The 23,186-nt window shown below is 68.1% G+C and carries 28 protein-coding genes and 1 riboswitch; of the genes, 16 read left to right on the top strand and 12 right to left on the bottom strand.

Annotation, left to right across the window (positions count from 1 at the left end):
• Positions 1-2 precede the first annotated feature (2 nt).
• Positions 3-1,880: an ATP-binding cassette domain-containing protein gene (locus ROZ00_14235; protein ID MDT3737383.1), complete on the bottom strand. Its 1,878-nt coding sequence runs from the start codon at positions 1,878-1,880 to the stop codon at positions 3-5.
• A 74-nt stretch (positions 1,881-1,954) separates the two neighbouring features.
• On the opposite strand from ROZ00_14235, the gene ROZ00_14240 reads away from it, so the two are divergent.
• Entirely contained in the window at positions 1,955-2,629 is a 675-nt protein-coding gene (locus ROZ00_14240; GenBank protein MDT3737384.1) for a hypothetical protein, read from the top strand.
• On the opposite strand, the gene ROZ00_14245 is transcribed toward ROZ00_14240, so the two are convergent.
• Positions 2,630-3,196: a lysophospholipid acyltransferase family protein gene (locus ROZ00_14245; protein ID MDT3737385.1), complete on the bottom strand. Its 567-nt coding sequence runs from the start codon at positions 3,194-3,196 to the stop codon at positions 2,630-2,632.
• 75 nt (positions 3,197-3,271) lie between these two features.
• Between ROZ00_14245 and ROZ00_14250 the strand changes: the two genes are divergently transcribed.
• The 11 genes from ROZ00_14250 (at position 3,272) to ROZ00_14300 (ending at position 13,658) form a co-directional block, all read left to right on the top strand.
• Positions 3,272-4,441 (top strand): class I SAM-dependent methyltransferase, encoded by a 1,170-nt coding sequence (locus ROZ00_14250; GenBank protein ID MDT3737386.1) that lies wholly within the window; start codon positions 3,272-3,274, stop codon positions 4,439-4,441.
• 9 nt (positions 4,442-4,450) lie between these two features.
• A complete protein-coding gene (gene gshA / locus ROZ00_14255) occupies positions 4,451-5,740 on the top strand; it encodes a glutamate--cysteine ligase (protein ID MDT3737387.1) in 1,290 nt (429 codons plus the stop codon).
• Between the two features lie 9 nt (positions 5,741-5,749).
• Positions 5,750-6,694: a glutathione synthase gene (gshB, locus tag ROZ00_14260; protein MDT3737388.1), complete on the top strand. Its 945-nt coding sequence runs from the start codon at positions 5,750-5,752 to the stop codon at positions 6,692-6,694.
• Positions 6,682-7,725: an FAD:protein FMN transferase gene (locus tag ROZ00_14265; GenBank protein MDT3737389.1), complete on the top strand. Its 1,044-nt coding sequence runs from the start codon at positions 6,682-6,684 to the stop codon at positions 7,723-7,725. The genes gshB and ROZ00_14265 overlap by 13 nt, the downstream gene beginning before the upstream one ends.
• Positions 7,722-7,907 (top strand): hypothetical protein, encoded by a 186-nt coding sequence (locus tag ROZ00_14270; GenBank protein MDT3737390.1) that lies wholly within the window; start codon positions 7,722-7,724, stop codon positions 7,905-7,907. The genes ROZ00_14265 and ROZ00_14270 overlap by 4 nt, the downstream gene beginning before the upstream one ends.
• A 48-nt stretch (positions 7,908-7,955) precedes the next feature.
• Complete coding sequence (locus ROZ00_14275) at positions 7,956-8,360, top strand: PTS fructose transporter subunit IIA (GenBank protein MDT3737391.1); 405 nt, start codon at positions 7,956-7,958, stop codon at positions 8,358-8,360.
• Positions 8,347-8,616 carry an HPr family phosphocarrier protein gene (locus tag ROZ00_14280; GenBank protein MDT3737392.1) on the top strand — a complete coding sequence of 90 codons (270 nt, stop codon included), beginning with the start codon at positions 8,347-8,349 and terminating at the stop codon, positions 8,614-8,616. The genes ROZ00_14275 and ROZ00_14280 overlap by 14 nt, the downstream gene beginning before the upstream one ends.
• Entirely contained in the window at positions 8,613-10,340 is a 1,728-nt protein-coding gene (ptsP, locus tag ROZ00_14285) for a phosphoenolpyruvate--protein phosphotransferase (GenBank protein MDT3737393.1), read from the top strand. Before ROZ00_14280 ends, ptsP begins: the two co-directional genes overlap by 4 nt.
• A 24-nt stretch (positions 10,341-10,364) precedes the next feature.
• A riboswitch (SAM riboswitch) is annotated at positions 10,365-10,438 on the top strand.
• A 39-nt stretch (positions 10,439-10,477) separates the two neighbouring features.
• Positions 10,478-11,608, top strand: a complete 1,131-nt coding sequence (locus ROZ00_14290) for a homoserine O-acetyltransferase (GenBank protein ID MDT3737394.1) — start codon at positions 10,478-10,480, stop codon at positions 11,606-11,608.
• Positions 11,605-12,201, top strand: a complete 597-nt coding sequence (gene metW / locus ROZ00_14295) for a methionine biosynthesis protein MetW (protein ID MDT3737395.1) — start codon at positions 11,605-11,607, stop codon at positions 12,199-12,201. Before ROZ00_14290 ends, metW begins: the two co-directional genes overlap by 4 nt.
• Positions 12,198-13,658 carry a hypothetical protein gene (locus ROZ00_14300; protein MDT3737396.1) on the top strand — a complete coding sequence of 487 codons (1,461 nt, stop codon included), beginning with the start codon at positions 12,198-12,200 and terminating at the stop codon, positions 13,656-13,658. Before metW ends, ROZ00_14300 begins: the two co-directional genes overlap by 4 nt.
• Here the strand turns inward: ROZ00_14300 and ROZ00_14305 are convergent.
• From ROZ00_14305 to ROZ00_14325, 5 genes are all read right to left on the bottom strand, one after another.
• Positions 13,655-13,906, bottom strand: a complete 252-nt coding sequence (locus ROZ00_14305) for a hypothetical protein (GenBank protein ID MDT3737397.1) — start codon at positions 13,904-13,906, stop codon at positions 13,655-13,657. The two genes, ROZ00_14300 and ROZ00_14305, sit on opposite strands and share 4 nt — an antisense overlap.
• A 90-nt stretch (positions 13,907-13,996) precedes the next feature.
• On the bottom strand, positions 13,997-14,299 hold the full coding sequence (locus ROZ00_14310; GenBank protein ID MDT3737398.1) for a YqjK-like family protein: 303 nt from the start codon (positions 14,297-14,299) through the stop codon (positions 13,997-13,999).
• Complete coding sequence (locus ROZ00_14315) at positions 14,280-14,642, bottom strand: phage holin family protein (protein ID MDT3737399.1); 363 nt, start codon at positions 14,640-14,642, stop codon at positions 14,280-14,282. Before ROZ00_14315 ends, ROZ00_14310 begins: the two co-directional genes overlap by 20 nt.
• A 50-nt stretch (positions 14,643-14,692) precedes the next feature.
• Positions 14,693-15,004 carry a DUF883 family protein gene (locus tag ROZ00_14320; GenBank protein ID MDT3737400.1) on the bottom strand — a complete coding sequence of 104 codons (312 nt, stop codon included), beginning with the start codon at positions 15,002-15,004 and terminating at the stop codon, positions 14,693-14,695.
• A gap of 77 nt (positions 15,005-15,081) precedes the next feature.
• Positions 15,082-15,867, bottom strand: coding sequence for an exodeoxyribonuclease III (locus ROZ00_14325; protein MDT3737401.1), 786 nt, complete (start codon positions 15,865-15,867; stop codon positions 15,082-15,084).
• 14 nt (positions 15,868-15,881) lie between these two features.
• Between ROZ00_14325 and pyrE the strand changes: the two genes are divergently transcribed.
• From pyrE to ROZ00_14340, 3 genes are read left to right on the top strand one after another with little or no spacing between them, the layout of a single operon-like run.
• Positions 15,882-16,532, top strand: a complete 651-nt coding sequence (gene pyrE / locus ROZ00_14330; GenBank protein ID MDT3737402.1) for an orotate phosphoribosyltransferase — start codon at positions 15,882-15,884, stop codon at positions 16,530-16,532.
• Entirely contained in the window at positions 16,529-17,206 is a 678-nt protein-coding gene (locus ROZ00_14335) for a hypothetical protein (GenBank protein MDT3737403.1), read from the top strand. The genes pyrE and ROZ00_14335 overlap by 4 nt, the downstream gene beginning before the upstream one ends.
• 11 nt (positions 17,207-17,217) lie before the next feature.
• Positions 17,218-17,871, top strand: a complete 654-nt coding sequence (locus ROZ00_14340) for a lysoplasmalogenase (GenBank protein MDT3737404.1) — start codon at positions 17,218-17,220, stop codon at positions 17,869-17,871.
• On the opposite strand, the gene gatB is transcribed toward ROZ00_14340, so the two are convergent.
• From gatB to gatC, 5 genes are read right to left on the bottom strand one after another with little or no spacing between them, the layout of a single operon-like run.
• Positions 17,860-19,320, bottom strand: coding sequence for an Asp-tRNA(Asn)/Glu-tRNA(Gln) amidotransferase subunit GatB (gatB, locus tag ROZ00_14345; protein MDT3737405.1), 1,461 nt, complete (start codon positions 19,318-19,320; stop codon positions 17,860-17,862). The two genes, ROZ00_14340 and gatB, sit on opposite strands and share 12 nt — an antisense overlap.
• A gap of 17 nt (positions 19,321-19,337) precedes the next feature.
• A complete protein-coding gene (locus ROZ00_14350) occupies positions 19,338-19,763 on the bottom strand; it encodes a hypothetical protein (GenBank protein MDT3737406.1) in 426 nt (141 codons plus the stop codon).
• 15 nt (positions 19,764-19,778) lie between these two features.
• On the bottom strand, positions 19,779-20,279 hold the full coding sequence (locus ROZ00_14355; GenBank protein MDT3737407.1) for a hypothetical protein: 501 nt from the start codon (positions 20,277-20,279) through the stop codon (positions 19,779-19,781).
• 9 nt (positions 20,280-20,288) lie between these two features.
• The gene (gene gatA / locus ROZ00_14360; GenBank protein MDT3737408.1) at positions 20,289-21,740 is read right to left on the bottom strand and encodes an Asp-tRNA(Asn)/Glu-tRNA(Gln) amidotransferase subunit GatA; all 1,452 of its coding nucleotides are present in this window, start codon (positions 21,738-21,740) and stop codon (positions 20,289-20,291) included.
• A 28-nt stretch (positions 21,741-21,768) separates the two neighbouring features.
• A complete protein-coding gene (gene gatC / locus ROZ00_14365) occupies positions 21,769-22,056 on the bottom strand; it encodes an Asp-tRNA(Asn)/Glu-tRNA(Gln) amidotransferase subunit GatC (GenBank protein MDT3737409.1) in 288 nt (95 codons plus the stop codon).
• A 78-nt stretch (positions 22,057-22,134) separates the two neighbouring features.
• Between gatC and ROZ00_14370 the strand changes: the two genes are divergently transcribed.
• Positions 22,135-23,178, top strand: coding sequence for a rod shape-determining protein (locus ROZ00_14370; protein MDT3737410.1), 1,044 nt, complete (start codon positions 22,135-22,137; stop codon positions 23,176-23,178).
• Positions 23,179-23,186: the final 8 nt, after the last annotated feature.

The following is a 23,186-nucleotide window of genomic DNA, read 5'->3' on the forward strand; positions in this document are numbered from 1 at the left end:
GGTCACTCCGATTTTTCCAGTTTTTCCTGTGCGGCGAGCCAGGCGGCTTCGGTTTCGGCCAGTTCGCCCGCCACCTCCGCCTGCCGCTGCTGGCAGGCCTGCAATTCCTTCTTGTCCGGCGACTGGTAGAGCGCCGGGTCGGCCAGGCGGGCGTCGAGTTTCTGCTTCTCGGCCGCCAATTGTGCCATGCGTTTTTCCAGCTGCCCGATTTCCTTCTCCAGGGCGCGCGATTTGCCGGAGGGCTTGCGCTCGGGCGCCGGCGCCGCCTTCGCCGTGTCCGGGGGACTGACTTTTGCCCCGGCTTTCGCTTCCTGCGGCTGGTCGAGCCACTTGCGGTAATCGTCGAGGTCGCCGTCGAAGGGCTTGAGGCCGCCGTTCGAGACCAGGCAGAAGCTGTCGCAGACGGTGCGCAGCAGGTGGCGGTCGTGCGAGACCAGCACCACCGCGCCCTCGTATTCCGACAGCGCCAGCGTCAGGGCGTGGCGCATCTCCAGGTCGAGGTGGTTGGTCGGCTCGTCCAGAAGCAGCAGGTTCGGCTTCTGCCAGATCAGCAGGGCCAGCGCCAGGCGCGACTTCTCGCCGCCGGAGAAGGGACCGACCCTCGCCGTCGCCATCTCGCCGTGGAAGTTGAAGCCGCCGAGGTAGTTGCGGAAATCCTGGTCGCGCGTGCGCGGGTCGAGGTGGTTCATGTGCCAGAGCGGGCTTTCGTCCGGCCGCAGCTGCTCGAGCTGGTGCTGGGCGAAGTAGCCGATCTTCAGGCCCTTGCCCTCGCGGCGGATGCCGGCCAGCGGCGGCGCCTCGCCGGCGAGCAGGCGGATCAGCGTGGACTTGCCGGCGCCATTGCGGCCGAGCAGTCCGAGGCGCTCGCCCGGGCGCAGCGTCAAAGTCAGTCCCTGCAGCACGGCGGTGTCGCCGTAACCGGCCGCCGCGTCCTCCAGCATCAGCAGCGGATCGGGGCTGCCGACCGGCTCGAAGAAGCGGAACTCGAAGGGCGTGTCGACGTGGGCGGCGGTGACCTCCTCCATGCGCGCCAGCGCCTTGATGCGGCTCTGCGCCTGGCGCGCCTTGGTGGCCTTGGCGCGGAAGCGGTCGATGTAGCTCTTCAGGTGGGCGATCTCGCGCTGCTGCTTGACGTACATCGCCTGCTGCAGCGCCAGCTGCTCGGCGCGGGCGCGCTCGAAGAAGCTGTAGTTGCCGGTGTAGAGCTTCAGGCGCCGCCCCTCGATGTGGGCGATGTGGCCGACCACGGCGTCGAGGAAGTCGCGGTCGTGCGAGATCATCAGCAGGGTGCCGCGGTAGGCGCGCAGCCAGCCCTCCAGCCAGATCACCGCGTCGAGGTCGAGGTGGTTGGTCGGTTCGTCGAGCAGCAGCAGGTCGGAGCGGCACATCAGCGCCTGGGCGAGGTTGAGGCGCACGCGCCAGCCGCCGGAGAATTCCGCCACCGGCCGCTCGAAATCGGCATCGGCGAAACCGAGGCCGTGCAGCAGCGCGGCGGCGCGGGCGCGGGCGCTGTAGCCGTCGATGTTGCCGTAATCCATGTGCAGGTGGGCGATGGCCTCGCCGTCGTGCTTGTCCTCCGCTTCGCGCAGGTCGGCCTCGATGCGCCGCAGCTCGGCGTCGCCGTCGAGCGTGAAGTCGAGCGCGCCGGTGGCGAGCGCCGGCGTCTCCTGGCCGACGTGAGCGATCACCCAGTTGGGCGGCAGCTCGAGGTCGCCCGCCTCCTGGTGCAGCGCGCCGGTGAACAGGGCGAACAGGCTGGACTTGCCGCAGCCGTTGGCGCCGGTGACGCCGACCTTCTGGCCGGCATGCAGGCTGAGGTTGACGCCTTCGAGCAGCGGCCGGCCGGCGCGGGCGAGGGCGAGGTTGCGCAGCAGGATCACAATTTGTTACAACGCCGGGGTGACCGGCGAGGGAAAAAGGCGCTATTGTACGCATGCTTTTTCGAGAGACCGTCATGAAACGCCTGCTGTTGATCCTTGCCTGCCTGACCGCCCCCGCCTGGGGACAGGCGCCGAGTCCCGCCCCCTCTTCCGCTTCCGCGCCGCCCCCCGCCACCATCACCGAAGCGGAGCGCGAGCAACTCCTCGACCGGGCGAAATCCCTCAAGTCGGAATCTTCGAGGATCAAACAGGAGGCGGAGCGCAAGCGCGCGGCAGCGGATACCGACTGCTGGAAGAAGACGCTGGTGTCGGGTTGCCAGCGGGACGCCCACCGGGAATATCTCGACAGCATGGCCGCGGCCCGCAAGCTGGACGTGGACGCCAAGAGGATAGAGCGCGAGGTGCGTGAGCGCGACCGCGCCACGAAGCAGGCGAAGCAGGCCGCCGAGGCGCCGCAGAAGCAGGCCGAGCGCGAGAAGAAAATCGCCAGGGAAAAGGAAAAGGCGGCCGAACAGCAGCAGCAGCGCGAGAAGAAAGCGGCCGAGAAGGCGCAGGAGGCGCAGCAGGCCAGCGCTCGCGCCCGCGAAAGCGAGCGCGAGCGCCAGGAAAAACTCGAGGCGCGCCGGCAGAAGGAAGAGAAGGCCGAACGCAAGGCGCTCGAGCGGGAAAAGAAGCGCAAGCGGCTCGCCGAGGAACGGGCCCGGCAGCTGGAGCGGGCGCAGCAGCAGGGCCAGGCGGTTCCGCAGTAGCTATCTGAAGCGGATGTCTCCCTCCATCCCGGGCCTTTTCCCCCGCTTGTCCGCGTAATAGTCGCGTATCCGCGCCAGGTCCTCCGCCTCGTCGCCGGAGAGCACCAGCCACTGCTCGACGCCGACCTCGTGCCGCGCGTAGTCGATGAAGGCCAGCCCCAGCGGCACCCTGGCCGCCAGCGCGACGCGGTAGAAGCCGGATTTCCAGTGGTCGACCTTCGATCGCGTGCCCTCCGGCGCGATGGCCAGGTAGAGGCTGTCGGTCCTGGCGAAGGCCTCGATGAGGCCGTCGACGAAGCCGGTGCTTTGGCGTCGGTCGACCGGAATGCCGCCGAGGCGGCGAAACAGGCTGCCGAAGGGCGGGCGGAACAGGGTGTGCTTGCCGACGAAGCCGATCGGGATGGCGACGGCGAAGCGGGCCAGGATGCCGACGATGAAATCCCAGTTCGAAGTGTGCGGATAGACGATCACCACCGCCTTCGGCACCGGCGGCCAGACCAGCTTCACGCGCCAGCCGAAAAGCCGCAGCAGCGCGCCGCAGAAGCGCGCGAACGGGCCGGGCCGCATGTTAATATTCGTCGTCAATTTCTGCTCGAGCCAGGCGCTGTCCGGCGCCCCTTCCGAATTCTACCGAATCGCCCCATGACCACAGAGGCGCAACGCGACATCGCCCGCCATGGCCAGGTATTCACCCCGCCGGCCATCGTCGATGCCATGCTGGCGTTGCGCCGCAACCAGGGCCGCGTGCTGGAGCCGGCCTGCGGCGACGGCGCCTTCTCGTCCCGCATCCCGGGCTGCACCGCCATCGAGCTGGACCCGGCGCACTGTCCGGCGGGCGCGCTGAACTTCGATTTCTTTGCCTTTCCCGAGACGGAACGGTTCGACACCATCATCGGCAATCCGCCCTACGTGAAGGCGCGCGACATCCTGCCCGGCACGCGCCGGCACCTCGGCTCGCAGCTGCTCAACGGCCACGCCAACCTGTATCTGTTCTTTATCGAGAAGTGCGTGCGCCACCTGAAGCCCGGCGGCGAGCTGATCTTCATCACGCCGCGCGACTTCCTGAAATCCACGGGCAGCGCCCGGCTGAACACCTGGCTCTACGACCAGGGCACCCTGACCGACTTCCAGGAACTGGGCGACGCGCGCATCTTCGACGGCGTCGTGCCCAACTGCGCCATCTGGCGCTTCGAGAAGGGGAACGTGACGCGGCGCCTGCGCGACGGCCGCCGCATGGCGCTCTCCGGCGGCCAGATCCTGCTCACGCGCGGCATCTACAGCGTACCGCTCGCCAGCGTCTTCGCCGTGAAGGTCGGCGCGGTGTCCGGCGCCGACGAGATCTTCGCCAACGCCGAATTGGGCAATGCCGATTTCGTCTGCTCGAAGACGGCGCAGACCGGCGAGCTGCGCCGCATGATCTACCTCGACCGCGAGGGGCCGATCGCCTACCTGGAGCCGTTCAAGGAGCGCCTGCTGGCGCGGCGGGTGACGCGGTTCGACGAGTCGAACTGGTGGAAGTGGGGCCGCCGCCATCACGTGTCGGAAGCGCCGCGCCTCTACGTCAACCAGAAGACGCGCAACCCGCAGCCCTTCTTCCTCGACGACTGCCGCAACTACGACGGCTCGATCCTCGCCCTGTTTCCGCACCGCCGCGACGCCGACCTGGCGCGCCTGCGCGACCTGCTCAACGAGGTGGACTGGGCCGAGCTGGGCTTCGTCTGCGACGGCCGCTTCCTCTTCGCCCAGCGCAGCCTGGAGCATGCCCTGCTGCCCGAGGCCTTCGCGCCGTTCACGGTGCGCGGACTGGTATAAGATCGGCCCATGGTTCCCAGACTGACGACCGCCCTCACCGGCCCGCTGCTCGACCTCGAGCGGACCTTCCTCGACCGCGCCACCGCCATCGAGCAGTGGTTCCGCGCGCAGTGGCACGAGCACACGCCGCCGTTCTACTGCTCGGTCGACCTGCGCAATGCCGGCTTCAAGCTGGCGCCGGTGGACACCAACCTCTTCCCCGGCGGCTTCAACAACCTCAACCCGGCCTTCCTGCCGCTGTGCGTGCAGGCGGCGATGACGGCGATCGAGAAGATCTGCCCGGATGCGAAAAACCTGCTGCTGATCCCCGAGAGCCACACGCGCAACCAGTTCTACCTGATGAACGTGGCGCGCCTGGCGACCATCCTCGAGCGCACCGGCCTGAGCGTGCGCATCGGCACGCTGATCCCCGAGATCGCCGCGCCGACCCCGCTCGCGCTGCCGGACGGTTCGACGCTGCTGCTGGAGCCGCTCAGGCGCCTGAACGGCCGCCTCGGCCTCGACGGTTTCGATCCCTGCGCAATCCTGCTCAACAACGACCTCTCCGCGGGCGTGCCGGCGATCCTCGACGGCCTGCACGAGCAGACCCTCATCCCGCCGCTGCATGCCGGCTGGCACATCCGCCGCAAGTCGCGCCACTTCGCCGCCTACGACCGCGTGGCGGGCGACTTCGCCCGGGCGGTGGGCATCGACCCCTGGCTGATCAATCCGGATTTCGCCGTCTGCGGCCAGATCAACTTCCAGGAGCGCCAGGGCGAGGAGTGCCTGGCCAGCAACGTCGACACGGTGCTGACGCGCGTCAAGGCCAAGTACGCCCAGTACGGCGTCAAGGAGCAGCCCTTCGTCATCGTCAAGGCCGACGCCGGCACCTACGGCATGGGCATCATGACGGTGCGCGACGCTTCCGAAGTGAAAGGCCTCAACCGCAAGCAGCGCAACAAGATGGCGGTGGTGAAGGAGGGCCTGCAGGTCACCGAGGTGATCATCCAGGAGGGCGTGCACACCCACGAGACGATCGAGGGCAACGTCGCCGAGCCGGTGGTGTACATGATCGACCGCTACGTCGTCGGCGGCTTCTACCGGGTGAACACCGAGCGCGGCCGCGACGAGAACCTCAACGCGCCGGGCATGCGCTTCGAGCCGCTGGCCTTCGACTGCGGCTGCACCATGCCCGACTACAACTGCGCGCCCGACGATGCGCCCAACCGCTTCTTCGCCTACGGCGTGGTGGCGCGCCTGGCGCTGCTGGCCGCCGCCGTCGAACTGGAACTGTCGGCGCCGCCGCCGGACCTGGCCTGAAGGCCCGCCATGCGCTTTGCGTTCATCCTCGATCCGCTGGAGCAGTTGAAGGCCTACAAGGACTCCAGCGTCGCCATGATGCGCGCGGCGCAGGCGCGCGGCCACGAAGTGCATGCCGTCATGCGCCCGGCGCTGGCCTGGCGCGCGGGCCGCGTGCAGGCGGCCGCCTCGCGCCTCGTCGTGCGCGAGGACCACCGCGACTGGTTCGAGGCGCAGGCGCCGGTGGAGGCGCCGCTCGACGCCTTCGACGCCGTGCTGATGCGCCAGGACCCGCCCTTCGACATGGAGTACGTCGCCGCCACCTGGCTGCTGGAGCGCGCCCAGGCGGCGGGTGCCCGCGTCATCAACGATCCGCGCGCCGTGCGCGACCATTCCGAGAAGCTCGCCATCCTGGAGTTTCCGCAGCTCATTCCGGAGACCGTCGTGGCGCGCGAGGCGGAGGCGCTGCAGGCCTTCATCGACGCCGCCGGCGACGCCATCCTCAAGCCCCTCGACGGCATGGGCGGCAGCGGCGTGTTCCGCGTCCGCCGCGACGATCCCAACCGCAACGTCATCGTCGAGACCCTCACCGGCCACGGCGCGCGCAGCATCATGGCGCAGCATTTCCTGCCGCAGATCGCCCAGGGCGACAAGCGCATCCTGCTCATCGGCGGCGCGGTCGTGCCCTTCGCCCTGGCGCGCATCCCCAAGCCGGGCGAGACGCGCGGCAACCTCGCCACCGGCGGCACCGGCGTGGCGCAGCCGCTGACCTTGCACGACCGCGAGATCGCCGAGGCCCTGGCGCCGGTGCTGCACGAACGCGGCATCCTGCTCGCCGGCATCGACGTCATCGGCAACCGCCTCACCGAAATCAACGTCACCAGCCCGACCTGCTTCGTCGAGATCGCCCAGCAGACCGGCTTCGACGTGGCGGGCCTGTTCATGGACGCGCTGGAAAAGGCATGCGGCGCCTGACAGCCGCGCTGGCGCTCTCCCTGCTTTTCCTGCTGACCGCCTGCGCGAAGGCACCGGCGCTGCACCAGCGCGAGGCCTACGTCTTCGGCACCCGCGTCGAGGTGTCGGTGTGGGGCGAATCCGCGGACAAGGCGCAGCAGGCGCTGTCCGCCGTGCTGGCCGAATTCGACCGCCTGCACCGCCTGCTGCACGCCTGGCAGCCGTCCGAACTGACCGCGCTGAATGCGGCCATCGCCCGCGGCGAGCGTGCCATCGCCGTGTCGCCGGAACTGACTTTCATCCTGCAGGGCGCAGCCGCCATCGCCGCGCAGTCCGACCAGACGTTCAATCCGGCCATCGGCCAGCTGGTCGCCCTGTGGGGCTTCCATGCCGACGAGTTCAAGCCGCAGCTGCCCGACCCGGCGGCGGTCGACGCGCTGGTGAAGGCCGCGCCGCGCATGTCGGATCTGGCGGTCGCGGACAACCGCGTGACGAGCGCCAACCGTTCGGTACAGCTCGACCTCGGCGGCTACGCCAAGGGTTATGCCCTCGACCGCGCGGCGGCCATCCTGCGGCAAATGGGCGCGAACAACGCCCTCATCAACATCGGCGGCAACGTCATGGCCCTCGGCGACAAGGGCGGCCGGCCCTGGCGCGTCGGCATCCAGCATCCGCGCGCCGCCGCGCCGCTGGCCACGCTGGAATTGCGCGACGGCGAGGCGGTCGGCACCTCCGGCGATTACCAGCGCTATTTCGAACTGGAAGGGCGGCGCTACTGCCACCTGCTCGACCCGCGCAGCGGGCGGCCGGCGGAAGGCGTGCAGGCGGTCACCGTGCTGATCACGCCGCGGCCGGGAGCCGGCACCCTGTCGGACGCCGCCAGCAAGCCCCTCTTCATCGCCGGCGCCGGGGATTGGCGCGGCCTCGCGCAGCGCCTCGGCGTCGAGCATGCGCTGCGCATCGACGGCGACGGCGTGATGCATGTCACGGCAGCATTTCGCCAGCGGCTTACCATGCTGGCAGCGGACATGAAGATCACGGACGAGCCATGAGCGACGAACAGGTAGACCGGATGGTGCGCCGCCGCGTCGGCCTCGAGGCCCTGCGCCGGCTGCGGCGCCTGGTCGATGCCGAGCGGGCGCTGGAGGCGGACAAGGCCCGCCTGGCGCGCCGCCTGACCATTGCGCTCGCCGTCCTGGCGGGACTGACTTTTCTCTGCTTCGTTCTGCGCTGATCCCCCCTGCGCTTCGGTTACAATCGTCACGGTACATCCGTCACGATCATGATCGGCCTATTTCTCATTACCCACGGCAGCCTGGGCGAATCGCTCGTCCAGTGCGCCTGCCATGTCCTCAACAAGCGGCCGCAGCAGATCGTGCAGCTCGGCGTCTCCGGCCAGGACGATCCCCTCGACGCCCTGCCGCTCGCCCGCGACATGATGCGGCTGGTCGATTCGGGCAAGGGCGTGCTGCTGCTCACCGACATCTTCGGCGCCACGCCGAGCAACATCGCCCTCAAGCTGCTCGCCCCGGGCCGCATCGAAGGCATCGCCGGGGTGAACCTGCCGATGCTGCTGCGCGCGCTGACCTATCGCGACAAGGACATGGAGACGCTGGTGACCAAGGCCGTCGCGGGCGGCCGCGACGGCGTGATGCTGATGAAGGGCGCGCGCGATGCCCAGGGCTGAGGCCGAAATCGTCAACAAGCTCGGCCTGCATGCGCGCGCCTCGGCCAAGCTGACCCAGGCGGCGACGGCCTTCGCCAGCGAGGTCTGGCTGGAGCGCAACGGCCGCCGCGTCAACGCCAAGAGCATCATGGGCGTCATGATGCTGGCCGCCGGCAAGGGCGCGACGGTGATCGTCGATACCGAGGGTGCCGATGCCGATGCCGCACTCCAGGCCATCCTCAAGCTGATCGCCGATAGATTTGGCGAGGGGGAATGAGTTTCACCATTCACGGCCTGGCGGTTTCCCACGGCATCGCCATCGGCCATGCCCACCTCGTCTCGCATGCGACCCTCGAGGTCGAGCACTATGTCCTGCCCGGACGCTACGTCGATGAGGAAGTGGCGCGCTTCGACCAGGCCGTGGCCGCGGTGCAGGCCGAGCTCGATGCCCTGATGGCCGGTGCCGATGCCGGCGCGCCGGCCGAACTGACCGCCTTCATCGACCTGCACCACATGCTGCTGGCCGATCCCATGCTGATCGAGGCGACGCGCCAGCTGATCCGCGAGCGGCGCTGCAACGCCGAGTGGGCGCTGGTGCAGCAGCTGGATCAGGTCGTCGAGCAGTTCGAGCAGATCGAGGACGAATACCTGCGCGAGCGCAAGGCCGACATCGTGCAGGTGGTCGAGCGCGTGCTGAAGGTGCTGATGGGCCGTCCGGGCCATCCGCCGAAGCACGCGCGGGGCGAGCAGCTCATCGTCGTCGCCCACGACCTGTCGCCGGCCGACACCATCCAGTTCAAGCAGCTGAAGATCGGCGGCTTCGTCACCGACCTGGGCGGCGCGACTTCGCACACGGCCATCGTCGCGCGCAGCCTGGCGATTCCGGCCGTGGTCGGCCTGCACCATGCCCGCCACCTGATCCGCGAGGACGACATGCTGGTCGTCGACGGCACGCGCGGCGTGCTGATCGTCGATCCCGATCCGCGCGTGCTCGAGGAGTACCGCCTGCGCAAGAGCGCGCTGGAGGTGGAGCGCGCCAAGCTCAAGCGCCTGAAGAAGGCGCGCGCGGCCACCCTCGACGGCGTCGACGTCGAGCTTTCCGCCAACATCGAGCTGCCCGGCGACATCGGCCAGGTCAAGGCGGTCGACGCCGCCGGCATCGGCCTGTTCCGCACCGAATTCCTTTTCCTCAACCGCGACGGCATGCCCGACGAGGAGGAGCAGTTCGCCGCCTACCGCAGCGTGGCCGAGGCCATGGCCGGACGGCCGGTCGTCATCCGCACGCTGGACATCGGCGCCGACAAGAACCTTCGCGGCGTCGAGCGCACCGAGGCCAATCCGGCGCTGGGGCAGCGCGCCATCCGCTACTGCCTGGCCGAGCCGCAGCTGTTCCTCACGCAGCTGCGCGCCATCCTGCGCGCGTCGGCCCACGGCCGCATCCGCGTGCTCGTGCCGATGCTGGCCCACGCCCACGAGATCCATCAGACCCTGGCCCTGATCGGGCAGGCCAAGGAACAGCTGCGCGTGCGCAGCCAGCCTTTCGACGAGGGCATCGAGGTCGGCGGCATGATCGAGATCCCGGCGGCAGCGCTGGCCCTCGGCGTATTCCTGCAGAAACTGGACTTCCTCTCCATCGGCACCAACGACCTGATCCAGTACACCCTGGCGATCGACCGCACGGACGAGGCGGTGGCCCACCTGTACGATCCGCTGCATCCGGCCGTGCTGCGCCTGATCTCCCATACCATCCAGGCCGGCGCGCGCGCCGGGCTGCCGGTGGCGGTGTGCGGCGAGATGGCGGGCGACCCGCAGCTGACGCGCCTGCTGCTGGGCATGGGCCTGCGCCAGTTCTCCATGCACCCGGCGCAGATCCTCGAAGTCAAGCAGGAGGTGCTGCGCAGCAATCTTGCCGAGCTGCGCCGCAAGGCGACCCGCCTGCTCGCCACGGACGACCCCGCGAAGCTGCGCCAGCAGCTGGAGCGGCTGAATGCCGCAAATTGACAAGCCGTCCCGGCCAAGGTAACTTTGCCCCACAGCGCCGATTTGACCGTCAGCTTGCGGGCGCTTAAAAAATACGGCTAAAGCGAGGGCGACCCAGTCCTGCTTAGCTGCTTGAAGCCGACTGGGTTTTTTATTGCATGAACAACTTGTCAAACAGCGTAGGCGAGATCCAGCCGCAGCGCGCGCATTTCGACACCCCGCTCACACTGGCGGGCGGCGGCGTGCTGCCCGCCTTCGACCTGGTCTATGAAACCTACGGCGAACTGAACGCATCGCGCTCCAATGCGGTGCTGGTCTGCCATGCCCTTTCCGGCAACCACCATGTCGCCGGGCGCTATGCGGACGATCCGAAGAGCGTCGGCTGGTGGGACAACCTGGTCGGGCCCGGCAAGCCGCTCGACACGCGCAAGTTCTTCGTCGTCGGCGTGAACAACCTCGGCGGCTGCTACGGCTCGACCGGTCCGGTGACCGACAACCCGGCCACCGGCAAACCCTGGGGCGCCGATTTCCCGGTGGTGGTGGTCGAGGACTGGGTGGCGGCCCAGGCCCGGCTGGCCGACCGGCTCGGCATCGATTCCTGGGCGGCGGTGATCGGCGGCAGCCTGGGCGGCATGCAGGCGATGCAGTGGGCGCTGGAGTATCCGGAGCGCATTCGCCATGCGCTGGTGATCGCCTCGGCGCCGAAGCTGACGGCGCAGAACATCGCCTTCAACGAGGTGGCGCGCCAGGCCATCCTCAGCGATCCCGACTTTCACGGCGGGCACTATTACGAGCACGGCGTCGTGCCGGCGCGCGGCCTGCGCCTCGCCCGCATGATCGGGCACATCACCTATCTGTCGGACGACCAGATGGCGGAGAAGTTCGGCCGCAAGCTGCGCCAGGGCGACCTGAAGTTCAGCTACGACGTCGATTTCGAGATCGAGTCCTACCTGCGCTACCAGGGCGACAAGTTCGCCGGCTACTTCGACGCCAACACCTATCTCATCACCACCAAGGCGCTCGACTACTTCGATCCGGCGCGCGATTACGGCGGCAATCTCGCCGCGGCCCTCGCCCGCGCGCGCGCCGATTTCCTCGTCGTCTCCTTTTCGACCGACTGGCGCTTCGCGCCGGAACGCTCGCGCGAGATCGTCTACGGCCTGGTGCACAACGGACTCGACGTCAGCTACGCCGAGGTCGAATGCAGCGCCGGCCACGATTCCTTCCTGCTCGACGACCCGCACTACCATGCGGTGATGCGCGCCTATTTCGAGGGGATTGCGGTATGACCAATGTCCTGGGACGCTTCGATTTCGATGTCATCGCCAAGTGGATCAGGCCCGGCGAGAAGGTGCTCGACCTCGGCTGCGGCGACGGCAGCCTGCTGCGCTACCTGAGGGACGAGAAGGGCGTGCTCGGCTACGGCGTGGACAACGATCCGGACAACATCCTCGCCTGCATCCGCAACGGCGTGAACGTCATCCAGATCGACCTGGAAGCGGGCCTGTCCGGCATCGAGGACGGCTTCTTCGACCATGTCGTGATGTCGCTCTCGCTGCAGACGGTGCGCCATACCGAGAGATTGCTCGCGGAGATGCTGCGCGTCGGCCGCGAGGCGGTGGTGAGCTTCCCGAACTTCGGCCAGCGCAGCCATCGCGAGGCGATCGCCCTGGGCCGCATGCCGGTGTCGAAGACGCTCCCCTACCAGTGGTACAACTCGCCCAACGTGCGCTTCTTCACCATGGCCGACTTCGAGGCGCTCTGCGCCGAGCGCGGCATCGTCCTGCGCGAGCGCCTCGGCTTCGACGGCGAGGCCACCGTCACCGAGGACCTCAACCTCAACGCCAGCATCGCCGTCTACCGGCTGGGGAAAGCCGGTTGAGCGCGCAACAGCCCCTGCTGCGCTCCAAGTTTTTCTGGGTCGCGGTGCTGTATTTCGCCGAAGGCTTTCCCCTCGGCATCTTCTACGAGATCTTTCCCGTCTATTTCCGCCAGCAGGGCGTCGACCTGCGCGACATCGGCGTCCTCTCGCTGCTCGGCCTGGCGTGGACCCTGAAGTTCCTCTGGGCGCCGGCGGTGGACCGCTTCCGCCACCACCGGCGCTGGATGGCCGCCGCCGACCTCGGCATGGGCGCCGTGATGATCGCCTTCGCCGCCTCGGCCGGCCTGCCGTACTGGGTGTGGGCGGCGATCGCCGTCTTCGCCGTGCTCTCGGCGACCAACGACATCGCCATCGACGGCTACACCATCGAGCTGCTGCGCCGCGACGAGATGGGGCGCGGCAACGGCCTGCGCATCGGCTTCTACCGTGCCGGCATGATCACCTCCGGCGTGGTGCTGATGGCCTCCGACTTTTTCGGCTGGACGGGCGCCTTCGTCTGCGCCGCAGCCATCCTCGCCGCCTGCGCCGGCGCCTGCCTGCTGGCGCCGCGCGAGCAGGCGCGCGTGCTTCCGCCGACGGCCGGCCTGGCGCAGGAGGTCCGCGCCTTCCTGGCGCAGCCGCACGGCGCGGCCGCGCTCGTCATGGTGCTCCTCGGCACGCTCTGGCTGGCCGACGGCGCGCTCAGGCTCTCCGTGCGCTGGACCTGGCTGTGGCCGGCGATGGCCGCCGCGTCCGCCGCGGCCTACGCCCTGCTGCGTCTGGCTGGTCGCGCGCGCCGGCCGGCGGAGGACGGCGAGGCCCCCGCCGGCGCGCTGTTCGGCGCACTCGCCGACATGATGCAGCGCCCCGGCGTCCTGCCGGTGCTGACTTTCGTGCTGATCTTCAAGCTGGGCGACGCTTCGATGGGCTTCATGGTCAAGCCGTTCTGGGTGGACGCCGGCTTTTCCGCGGCGGAGATCGGCCTGGTGTCGGTGAACATGGGGTTGGTGCTGTCGATCGCCGGCGGGCTCGCCGGCGGCTGGTATGCCGACCGCGCCGGCATCTTCAGGGCCTTGTGGGTGCTCGGGCTGGCGCAGGCCGTCTCCAACCTCGTCTATGCCCTCGCCGCCTGGGCCATCCCGCTCGGCAGCGTGCCCCTGCCGGAGCATCGCGCGCTGATCTATGCGGCCAGCGCGCTGGAATCCTTCACCGGCGGCCTCGGCACGGCGGCCTTCCTCGCCTTCCTGATGGCCATCGTGCGGCGCGAGCACAGCGCTGCCGAGTACGCCCTGCTCTCTTCGGTGTTCGCCGCCTCGCGTTCCGTGGCCGGCTGGGCCGGCGGCATCGGCGCCCAGGCCATGGGCTATGCGCCGTATTTTCTGCTCACCTTCTTTCTCGCCTTCCCCGCCTACCTGCTGTTGCCGTGGGTGCGAAGGATGCTCGACGCGCAGGTGTTGCGTGAGCAGGAGTCGCCCTAGCGCCGGCCGCGCCGTCGGTCCAGCCACCAGGCCAGCACCGGCAGCATCAGCATCGAGCCGGGCACGGCCATGGCGACCAGGTAGGGCGAGATCTGCGACAGGGCATTCAGGCGGTCCAGCAGCTCCCTGCGTTCTTCGGCGGACCAGCGGCTGCCGTTGCGTTGTTTCATCAGCAGCGGCATCAGCCCTTTCGCCTTGAGCACTTCGCGCAGGACGTGGTCGCGCTCCCGCTTTTGCGCCTCGAGCATGTGCTGCAGGATACCAAGGCGAGGACGTTGCCTGCCGCGGGCGGCAATTTCAACGGGACGTGCTTCGCCATGCGGCTCCTGCGGCATGGCTTAGCGGGCGGGCAGGATCGAGGCGACGGCGCTTCGCAGTCGGCGGTAGGAGCGCCAGGCGAAGAAGCCGCGTTTGGCCCAGCGGAAGAACGCACGCGGCCGGGCCACCAGCAGGGCGACGCCGATGCCGGCCAGCCATTCCGGATGGGCCTTCGCCCAGTGCAGTGCCGCCCGCGCCTTTTCGGCCGCGCCGAAGGCGGGAGAAGCGGACTCGAGCGCGTGCAGGATCATGACGCGCTGGGCCGCGGCCTTCAGCTGAAGCCGCTGCTTCTTCAGCGCCAGTTCAACGATTTTCGGATTCATTGTCCGGCCGGATCATCTCGCGATCCTGCGCCAGCTCGGMGATGCTGGCGGMGAACAGGCGCGTTCCCTGGCGCCCGATGCGGGCGGCGGCCAGGGCCGCGATGATGCCGATGGCGAGGAACASGGCGGTGAACACGCCCAGCGCCAGCAGGCGGTGGCTGTCCCACARCAGGACGGTCAGGAARAGYGCGAGCAGGAYGGCGCCGAAGCCGAGAAAGAAAAACGCGGCGGCGGCGTAGCCCAGCAGCGTGCCGAGGCGGAGCTTCTCCTCCTGCAGCTCGGTGGCGAGCAGCTCCAGKCGCGTCTGCAGGATGCCCAGCGCGCCGGCTGCGTAGTCGCGCAACCGCGAACCCAGGCTTTTGCCCGGTGCGGGCTCCATGATTCAGGAAGCGGTCAGCGGCGACCGATGAGCAGGCCGACGATGAAACCGATGCCGGCGGCGATGCCGATCGAGCGCCACGGATTGTCGTGAACGTAGTCGTCGGTTGCGCGGGCGACCTGCTTGGTTCTTTCGGCGACGGCGGCCTGCGCGTCGGCCAGGCTCTGRCGGGCGCTGGTCAGGTGATCCTGCAGCTTGACGCGCAGGTCGGCCATCTTTTCGCCCGCCTGTCCGGCGGTGGCCTTGAGAATTTCCTCGGCATCGGCGACGACGACCTTGAGATCGGCGATGAGTTTGTCCTTGTTAACTTGGGTCATTTCGGTCATGGCTGCACTCTCCGCATGAATGGGTGATATCCGGCTTCAAGGCTACCGATTTTCGCTCTCCATGGCAAATGCGCCGGTCAGCCGGCGTCGTATTCGTAGTCGATGGTCAGGGGTGCGTGATCCGAGAACCAGGCGTCCTTGTAGACCGCCGCCCGCCTCGCGGCGGCGGCCAGTCCGGGCGTGGCGACATGGTAGTCGATGCGCCAGCCGACGTTTCTGGCGCGGGCCTGGCCGCGGTTCGACCACCAGGTGTAGGCATCGCCCTCGGCGTCCGGATGCAGGCGCCGGTAGACGTCGACGAAGCCGGCCGGCCCGAATACCTCACCCATCCAGGCGCGCTCTTCGGGCAGGAAGCCCGAGTTCTTCAGATTGCCTTTCCAGTTTTTAAGATCGATTTCCCGGTGGGCAATGTTCCAGTCCCCGCACAACAGGATTTCACGGCCGGCGCTTCGCAGTTGTTCCAGGTGGGGCCGGAAATGCGCGAGAAAGCGGAATTTCGCCTCCTGCCGCTCGGGCGAGGAGGAGCCGGAAGGCAGGTAGACCGAGATCACGGACAGCTTGCCGAACACCGCCTCGATGTAGCGCCCCTCGGCATCGAACTCGGGCACGCCGAAGCCCTCGATGACCTGCTCGGGCTGGCGCCGGCTGTAAAGGCCGACGCCGCTGTAGCCCTTTTTCTCCGCGTAGTGGAAGTAGCCGAAATAGCCTTCGGGATTGAGGAACTCGCGGTGCATGTCGCCGACCTGGGCCTTGAGTTCCTGCAGGCAGACGATGTCGGCCTCCTGCAGGGCCAGCCAGTCGAAGAAGCCCTTGCGGGCGGCCGAGCGGATGCCGTTCAGGTTCAGGGTTATGATACGCAGCATTTCCGAGCGTCCGGATGGGGAACATGGATTGTAGCGGCGAGTTCATTGCTTTTGCGGTAGAGACCGGGGTATTGCGCTTCGGCGAGTTCAAGACCAAGGCGGGCCGGCTGAGCCCGTATTTTTTCAATGCCGGCCTGTTCAACGACGGGGCCTCGCTCAACCGGTTGACCGACTTCTACGCCAAGGCCATTCTCGCCTCGAACCTGCCTTGCGACATGCTGTTCGGGCCGGCCTACAAGGGCATTCCGCTGGTGGCCGGAACCGCCATCGCCCTGGCCCAAAAAGGGCGCAATCTGCCGTATTGCTTCAACCGCAAGGAAGCCAAGGACCATGGGGAAGGGGGCACCCTGATCGGCGCCCCCCTGGCCGGACGGGTGCTGATTGTCGACGACGTGATCTCCGCCGGCACCTCGGTGCGCGAATCGGTGGAACTGATCCGCGCCGCCGGCGCCGTCCCGGGCGGTGTGGTCATTGCGCTCGATCGCATGGAGCGCGGGCAGGGAGAGCTTTCCGCCGTGCAGGAAGTGCAGCAGGCCTACGGCATCCCGGTCGTGGCGGTGGCGAACCTGGACGACCTGCTGGCCTATCTTGGCGGTCGACCGGAACTGGCGCAGAATTTGCGTGCGGTATTCGAGTACCGACGACAATATGGGATAAAAACATGATGCTCAGGCTTGGCTCGGCCCTGATGCTTCTCCCGGCGGTGCTGCCCCTGTCAGTGGCGGCGCAGGGACGCATCAGTTATTGCTGCACCGACAACAACGGCAAGCAGATATGCTCCGACGTCCTGCCGCAGCAGTGCTACGGCAAGGCCTATCGCGAGATCAATTCGCGCGGCATCACGGTCAGGCGCGTCGATGCGCCTCTGAACGCCGAGCAGCGGGCGGCGAAGGAGGCCGAGGCGAAGAAGGCGAAGGAGGAGGAAGCCAGGCGGCTGGAGCAGGACCGGAAGAATCGCGCCCTGCTTGCCACCTATGCCAGCGAACAGGACATCGATTATGCGCGCGACCGCGCCATCGCCGACGTCCAGAAGACCATCAAGGCCGCGCAGGACAAGCAGGCCGAACTGGCCGGGCGCCAGAAAAAACTTGATGCCGAGGCGGAGTTCTACAAGAAAAAACCCATGCCGTCCCAGCTGCAGTCGCAGCTACGCGACAACGAAACCGAAATGAAGGCGCAGCAGGCGGCCATCGACGGCAAACAGAAGGACATCGAGGCGCTGAAGGCCCGCTTCGAGGAAGAGAAGTTGCGTTACCGGGAACTGACCAGAAAGACGGTGCCGGGGAAGAGCGAGCCTCCGGCCGCGCCGCCTCCGGGCGCTGCGGCCCGGCCGCGCTGATCTCGGGCGGAATGACGACGCTTCAGCTTGCGCTGGCCGCATCCGCCGCCCTGGTTGCGGCGCTGGCGATCCGCGCCCACTATCTCGACGACGCCCGGCGCTGGCAGGTCTATGCCTTCAAGCCGCTCGCCACGCTGCTGATCCTGGCACTGGCGCTTGCGCTCACGCCGGCGCGGGCCGATTACCAATGGGCCATCGCCGCCGGCCTGCTGTTCTCGACGGCCGGCGACGTTTTCCTCATGCTGCCCCGCGACCGCTTCGTCGCCGGCCTGGCGAGCTTCCTTGTCGCCCACCTGTGCTACGTCTGGGCGTTCGGCATCGGGGTGCCGTTTGCCGCAACGCCGCTGCTCTGGCTGCCTTACTTCGCGGCGGGAGGCGTGGTGCTGGCGCTGGTCTGGCCGGGACTGAAGCCGGCGCTGCGCGCGCCGGTGGTCGTCTACGTGGCCGTGATCGCCACCATGGCCGGGCAGGCGACGGGGCGCTGGTACGCATCAGGAAGTGTCGTGGCGCTGGCGGCGGCGATCGGTGCGGGGCTCTTCGTCGTGTCGGACGCCGTGCTGGCGATCGACCGCTTCCGCTGGCATTTCCGCGCCGCACGCGCGGCGACGCTGTCGACCTATTGGGCGGCGCAACTGCTCATCGCGCTATCGATCTCAGCCGGCTAGTTTTTTGCGCAGCAGGTCGTTGACCTGTTGCGGATTGGCCCTGCCTTTCGTGGCCTTCATGGCCTGGCCGACGAGGGCGTTGAAGGCCTTCTCCTTGCCGGCGCGGAACTCCTCCACCGACTTCGGGTTGGCGGCCAGCACCTCGTCGATGATCTTCTCCAGGGCGCCGGTGTCGGAGATCTGCTTGAGCCCTTTCGCTTCGATGAGCGCATCGGCGCTCTCGCCTTCGCCGTTCCACAGGGCGTCGAAGACCTCCTTGGCCATTTTGCTCGACAGCGTGCCATCGGCGACGCGCGCCACCAGGCCGGCGAGCTGCGCCGAGCCGACCGGTGCGGCGGCGATGTCCTTCTCCTCGCGGTTCAGGCGGGCAGCCAGCTCGCCCATCACCCAGTTGGCGCAGAGCTTGGCGTTCGCTGCACCGGCCGCGGCCACGGCCTGCTCGAAATAGGCGGCGGTTTCGCGCGCGGCCGTCAGGGCGGCGGCATCGTAGGCGGAGAGTCCGTAGTCGTGCTCGAAGCGCGACTTCATGGCTTCCGGCAGCTCCGGCATGGCGGCCTTCACCGTTTCGATCCAGGCGGCGGAAATCTCCAGCGGCAGCAGGTCGGGGTCGGGGAAGTAGCGGTAGTCGTGCGCCTCCTCCTTCGAGCGCATGGCGCGCGTCTCGCCGGTGGCCGGGTCGAACAGCACGGTGGCCTGATGGATGCGGCCGCCGTCCTCCAGCGTCTCGACCTGCCAGCGCGCCTCGTACTCGATGGCGGCTTGCAGGAAGCGGAAGGAGTTGAGGTTTTTGATCTCGCGCCGCGTGCCCAGCACGTCGGAGCCCTTCGGCCGCACCGAGACGTTGGCGTCGCAGCGGAAGGAGCCTTCCTGCATGTTGCCGTCGCAGATGTCGATCCAGCGCACCAGGGCGTGCAGGGCCTTGGCGTAGGCGACGGCCTCCTCGGCGCTGCGCATGTCCGGCTCGGAGACGATCTCCAGCAGCGGCGTGCCGGCGCGGTTGAGGTCGATGCCGGACTTGCCGTGGAAGTCCTCATGCAGCGACTTGCCGGCGTCCTCCTCGAGGTGGGCGCGCGTGAGGCGGACGAACTTCTCGCTCGCCGTGCCGCCGGCACTGACTCTTATCGTCAGGCCGCCGCCGGAGACCACCGGCAGCTCGTACTGGCTGATCTGGTAGCCCTTGGGCAGGTCGGGGTAGAAGTAATTCTTGCGCGCGAAGATCGAGCGCGGCGCGACTTTCCCGCCCACCGCCAGGCCGAAGCGGATGGCGCGCTCCACCGCGCCACGGTTGAGTACCGGCAGCACGCCGGGCAGGGCGATGTCCACCGCGCAGGCCTGGGTGTTGGGCGCCGCGCCGAAGGCGGTCGACGCGCCGGAAAATATCTTCGAGGCGGTGTTGAGCTGGGCGTGGGTTTCCAGCCCGATGACGATTTCCCAGTTGGCGATGCCCATAAGAATCCCGTGTCAGATCAGGCGCAGGTGCCGTCGCGCCGGTCGTAGATGAGCGGCAGGAGCTGGTCCCAGGCGCTGCCCGAGCACATCCGCTCGCATTGCTGGAAGGCGACCGTGACGCGCGTGCCCTGCTCCCACATGCGCACGATGCAGCTCCCGCCGGTTTGGGTGAGTTCGATCGCGGGCATCTCCTTCGTCTGGCGGAAATCCTTGAGAACGAAGTGGCAGATGCCGTGCTGCGGGTAATTCACTTTCGCCTCGAAGGCGCGCACCCGTGCCGCGGCGACGTCCAGCTTGAGCATGCCGCTGGTGCCGGTCTCGTCGCGGAAGCTGCAGTCCGTCTTGACGGTGAGCGGGCGCACCGGGATCGGCGTCACCCGCTCGGGAATGGCGCAGGCACCGAGGAAGGCCGCGATTGCGAGGAGCAGGAGTTTGCGCAGCATGGTCGTTCGGCCGGCTCAGGCGCAGGAACCCTTGCCCCGGTCGTTGAGGATCGGCCAGAGATAGCTGTAGGAATTGCCCGAGCACATTTTCTCGCACTGCTGGAAGGCGACCGTGACGCGCTCGCCCTGTTCCCAGACGCGCACGATGCAGCGGCCCCGGGCCTGGCTGAGCTCGATGGCGGGCAGCTCCTTCGTCTGCCGGAAATCCTTCAGGTTGAAGCGGCAGGCGCCGCGCTTCGGGATGTTCACCCTTGCCTCGAAGGCCTGCACCTTCGCCTCCGCCACGTCCAGCTTGAGCGCGCCGTTGTAGCCGGTCTCGTCGCGGAAGCTGCATTCGGTCTTGACGTTGAGCGGGCGTACCGGGATCGGCCCCGGCCTGGCCGGCTTCGCCGCCGCCGGGGCCTTGGCGACCGGGGCGGGTTGGGGGGCTTCCGCCGCCGGCGGCGCCTTTTCGGGCGCGGCGCAGGCGGCGAGGAGCAGGGCGGGCAGCAGCGGAACGAGCCTTCTATTCATCATGGCGGGACCTCAAAGCGCCGGGGCGCGGCGGTGCCAGTCGGTGGCGAGCTGGTACTGGTGCGCCGCGTTGAGCATGCGCGCCTCGCCGAAATAGTCGCCGATGATCTGCAGGCCGACCGGCAGGCTGCCGGCGCCGAAGCCGCAGGGGATCGACATGCCCGGCAGGCCGGCGAGGTTGACGGCGATGGTGTAGATGTCGGAGAGGTACATCTGCACCGGGTCGCCGGCCTTGGCGCCGAGGCCGAAGGCCACCGAGGGGCTGGTCGGGCCCATGATCAGGTCGCAGGACTTGAAGGCCTCGGCAAAGTCAGCCGCGATGAGGCGGCGGATGCGCTGCGCCTGCAGGTAATAAGCGTCGTAGTAGCCGTGCGACAGCACGTAGGCGCCGATCAGGATGCGCCGCTTCACCTCGGCGCCGAAGCCCTGGGCGCGGCTCTTGCAGTACATGTCCGTGAGGTCGCCGTACTGCGGCGCGCGCCAGCCGTAGCGCACGCCGTCGAAGCGCGACAGGTTGCTGGAGGCCTCGGCCGGGGCGATGACATAGTAGGCCGGCACCGACAGTTTCATGTTCGGCAGCGAGACATCCACCGTGACGGCGCCGAGCTTGCGGTACTCGGCGATGGCCGCCTCGACCGCCTGCGCCACGTCGGCCGACAGGCCCTCGGCGAAGAATTCCTTCGGCAGGCCGATCCTCAGGCCGGCGAGCGGCTTGGCGAGGTCCCGTGCGTAGTCCTCGGCGGGCCGCTCCAGGCTGGTGGAATCGCGCGCGTCGAAGCCGGCCATGGCGTTGAGCAGCAGGGCGCAATCCTCGGCGCTCTTTGCCATCGGGCCGCCCTGGTCGAGCGAGGAGGCGAAGGCGATCATGCCCCAGCGCGAGACGACGCCGTAGGTCGGCTTGAGGCCGGTCAGGCCGCACAGGGCGGCCGGCTGGCGGATCGAGCCGCCGGTGTCGGTGCCGGTGGCGGCGGGTGCCAGGCGCGCGGCGACGGCGGCGGCCGAGCCGCCCGAGGAGCCGCCCGGCACGACGGCCGCGTCCCAGGGGTTCTTGACCGGGCCGTAGAAGGAGGTCTCGTTGGAGGAACCCATGGCGAACTCGTCCATGTTGGTCTTGCCGAGCGTCACCGTGCCGGCGGCCCTGAAGCGCTCGATCACCGTGGCGTCGTAGGGACTGACGAAATTCGACAGCATTTTCGAGCCGCAGGTGGTGAGCCAGCCCTCGGTGCAGAAGATGTCCTTGTGCGCGACCGGGATGCCGGTGAGCGGGCCGGCCTGGCCGGCGGCGATGCGCGCGTCGGCCTCGCGGGCCATGGCCAGGCTCCTTTCACGGTCGACCGTGATGAAGGCGTTCAGGAGCGGGTTGAGCCGCTCGATGCGGTCCAGGAACTGGCCGGCCAGCTCGACACTGGAGAGCTGCTTGGCCGCCAGGGCGGCGGAGAGTTCTTTCAGGCTGGCGTTGATCATCGTGGCGGATGGCGGGGGAGGATCCCGTTCACTCTATGACTTTGGGCACCAGATACAGCCCGGCTTCGACTTCCGGGGCGATCTTCTGGAAATCGGCGTGGCGGTCGGTTTCGACCGCACGATCGTCGCGCAGGCGCTGGGCGACGTCCTGGGCATGGGCCATCGGCGCCACGCCGGCGGTGTTCACCGCCTGCATTTCCTCGATGAGCGCGAAGATGCCGTTGAGCTGGTCGCGGGTCTGCTCGGCTTCGCCGGGGGCGAGTTCGATGCGGGCAAGGTCGGCGATGCGCTGAACCTGGTCGAGGCTGAGGGACATGGTGCGGGGGACTAAAATTGCGAAGCGCAATAGAGTATCATAGGGCATTGATTTTCCGCATCCCGCAGGGACAAAGTGATGTTTGGTTTTCTCCGCTCCTATTTTTCCAACGATCTGGCGATCGACCTCGGCACCGCCAATACGCTGATCTACGTGCGCAGCAAGGGCATCGTGCTGAACGAGCCTTCCGTGGTCGCCATCCGCACCGAAGGCGGACCCAACGCCAAGAAGACGATCATGGCGGTCGGCCATTCCGCCAAGCAGATGCTGGGCAAGACGCCCGGCAGCATCACGGCCATCCGGCCCATGAAGGACGGCGTCATCGCCGACTTCACGGTCACCGAGCAGATGCTCAAGCAGTTCATCAAGAAGGTTCACGACTCGCGCCTGTTCTCGCCCAGCCCGCGCATCATCATCTGCGTGCCCTGCGGCTCGACCCAGGTCGAGCGCCGCGCCATCCGCGAATCGGCCCTCGGCGCCGGCGCTTCCCAGGTCTATCTGATCGAGGAACCCATGGCTGCCGCCATCGGCGCCGGACTGCCGGTGTCGGATGCCACCGGCTCGATGGTGGTGGATATCGGCGGCGGCACCACCGAGGTGGGCGTCATCTCGCTCGGCGGTATGGTGTACGCCGGCTCGGTGCGCGTCGGCGGCGACAAGTTCGACGAGGCCATCATCAACTACATCCGCCGCAACTACGGCATGCTGATCGGCGAGACGACCGCCGAAGCGATCAAGAAGGAAATCGGCTCGGCCTTCCCCGGCTCGGAAGTGAAGGAGATGGAGGTCAAGGGACGCAACCTGGCCGAGGGCATCCCGCGCAGCTTCACGATTTCCAGCAACGAAATTCTCGAGGCGCTCACCGAACCGCTCAACGCCATCGTCGGCGCCGTCAAGCAGGCGCTCGAGCAGACGCCGCCCGAGCTGGGTGCCGACATCGCCGACAAGGGGATGGTGCTCACCGGCGGCGGCGCGCTGCTGCGCGACCTCGACCGCCTGCTCATGGAAGAGACCGGCCTGCCGGTCATCGTGGCGGACGATCCGCTGACCTGCGTGGTGCGCGGCTCCGGCATCGCCCTCGAGAAGGTGGATACGCTCGGGAGCATCTTCGCGAATGAGTAAGGGCGTGC

Origin of the sequence: Denitratisoma sp., from assembly GCA_032027165.1 — a bacterium.
In the GTDB taxonomy this organism is placed as follows: Bacteria; Pseudomonadota; Gammaproteobacteria; order Burkholderiales; family Rhodocyclaceae; genus Desulfobacillus.

What these genes read in the sequence shown, in the direction of transcription:
- ROZ00_14245 (MDT3737385.1), bottom strand. Translation starts at nt 3,196, where the DNA reads ATGCGGCCCGGCCCGTTCGCGCGCTTCTGCGGCGCGCTGCTGCGGCTT.
- ROZ00_14270 (MDT3737390.1), top strand. Translation starts at nt 7,722, where the DNA reads ATGAGCGACGAACAGGTAGACCGGATGGTGCGCCGCCGCGTCGGCCTC.
- ROZ00_14355 (MDT3737407.1), bottom strand. Translation starts at nt 20,279, where the DNA reads ATGATGAATAGAAGGCTCGTTCCGCTGCTGCCCGCCCTGCTCCTCGCC.
- gshA (MDT3737387.1), top strand. Translation starts at nt 4,451, where the DNA reads ATGGTTCCCAGACTGACGACCGCCCTCACCGGCCCGCTGCTCGACCTC.
- ROZ00_14370 (MDT3737410.1), top strand. Translation starts at nt 22,135, where the DNA reads ATGTTTGGTTTTCTCCGCTCCTATTTTTCCAACGATCTGGCGATCGAC.
- ROZ00_14310 (MDT3737398.1), bottom strand. Translation starts at nt 14,299, where the DNA reads ATGAATCCGAAAATCGTTGAACTGGCGCTGAAGAAGCAGCGGCTTCAG.
- gatB (MDT3737405.1), bottom strand. Translation starts at nt 19,320, where the DNA reads ATGGGCATCGCCAACTGGGAAATCGTCATCGGGCTGGAAACCCACGCC.
- ROZ00_14280 (MDT3737392.1), top strand. Translation starts at nt 8,347, where the DNA reads ATGCCCAGGGCTGAGGCCGAAATCGTCAACAAGCTCGGCCTGCATGCG.
- ROZ00_14275 (MDT3737391.1), top strand. Translation starts at nt 7,956, where the DNA reads ATGATCGGCCTATTTCTCATTACCCACGGCAGCCTGGGCGAATCGCTC.
- ROZ00_14265 (MDT3737389.1), top strand. Translation starts at nt 6,682, where the DNA reads ATGCGGCGCCTGACAGCCGCGCTGGCGCTCTCCCTGCTTTTCCTGCTG.
- pyrE (MDT3737402.1), top strand. Translation starts at nt 15,882, where the DNA reads ATGGGGAACATGGATTGTAGCGGCGAGTTCATTGCTTTTGCGGTAGAG.
- ptsP (MDT3737393.1), top strand. Translation starts at nt 8,613, where the DNA reads ATGAGTTTCACCATTCACGGCCTGGCGGTTTCCCACGGCATCGCCATC.
- ROZ00_14340 (MDT3737404.1), top strand. Translation starts at nt 17,218, where the DNA reads ATGACGACGCTTCAGCTTGCGCTGGCCGCATCCGCCGCCCTGGTTGCG.
- ROZ00_14290 (MDT3737394.1), top strand. Translation starts at nt 10,478, where the DNA reads ATGAACAACTTGTCAAACAGCGTAGGCGAGATCCAGCCGCAGCGCGCG.
- ROZ00_14350 (MDT3737406.1), bottom strand. Translation starts at nt 19,763, where the DNA reads ATGCTGCGCAAACTCCTGCTCCTCGCAATCGCGGCCTTCCTCGGTGCC.
- ROZ00_14240 (MDT3737384.1), top strand. Translation starts at nt 1,955, where the DNA reads ATGAAACGCCTGCTGTTGATCCTTGCCTGCCTGACCGCCCCCGCCTGG.
- ROZ00_14335 (MDT3737403.1), top strand. Translation starts at nt 16,529, where the DNA reads ATGATGCTCAGGCTTGGCTCGGCCCTGATGCTTCTCCCGGCGGTGCTG.
- ROZ00_14305 (MDT3737397.1), bottom strand. Translation starts at nt 13,906, where the DNA reads ATGCTCGAGGCGCAAAAGCGGGAGCGCGACCACGTCCTGCGCGAAGTG.
- ROZ00_14250 (MDT3737386.1), top strand. Translation starts at nt 3,272, where the DNA reads ATGACCACAGAGGCGCAACGCGACATCGCCCGCCATGGCCAGGTATTC.
- gatA (MDT3737408.1), bottom strand. Translation starts at nt 21,740, where the DNA reads ATGATCAACGCCAGCCTGAAAGAACTCTCCGCCGCCCTGGCGGCCAAG.
- ROZ00_14325 (MDT3737401.1), bottom strand. Translation starts at nt 15,867, where the DNA reads ATGCTGCGTATCATAACCCTGAACCTGAACGGCATCCGCTCGGCCGCC.
- metW (MDT3737395.1), top strand. Translation starts at nt 11,605, where the DNA reads ATGACCAATGTCCTGGGACGCTTCGATTTCGATGTCATCGCCAAGTGG.
- gshB (MDT3737388.1), top strand. Translation starts at nt 5,750, where the DNA reads ATGCGCTTTGCGTTCATCCTCGATCCGCTGGAGCAGTTGAAGGCCTAC.
- gatC (MDT3737409.1), bottom strand. Translation starts at nt 22,056, where the DNA reads ATGTCCCTCAGCCTCGACCAGGTTCAGCGCATCGCCGACCTTGCCCGC.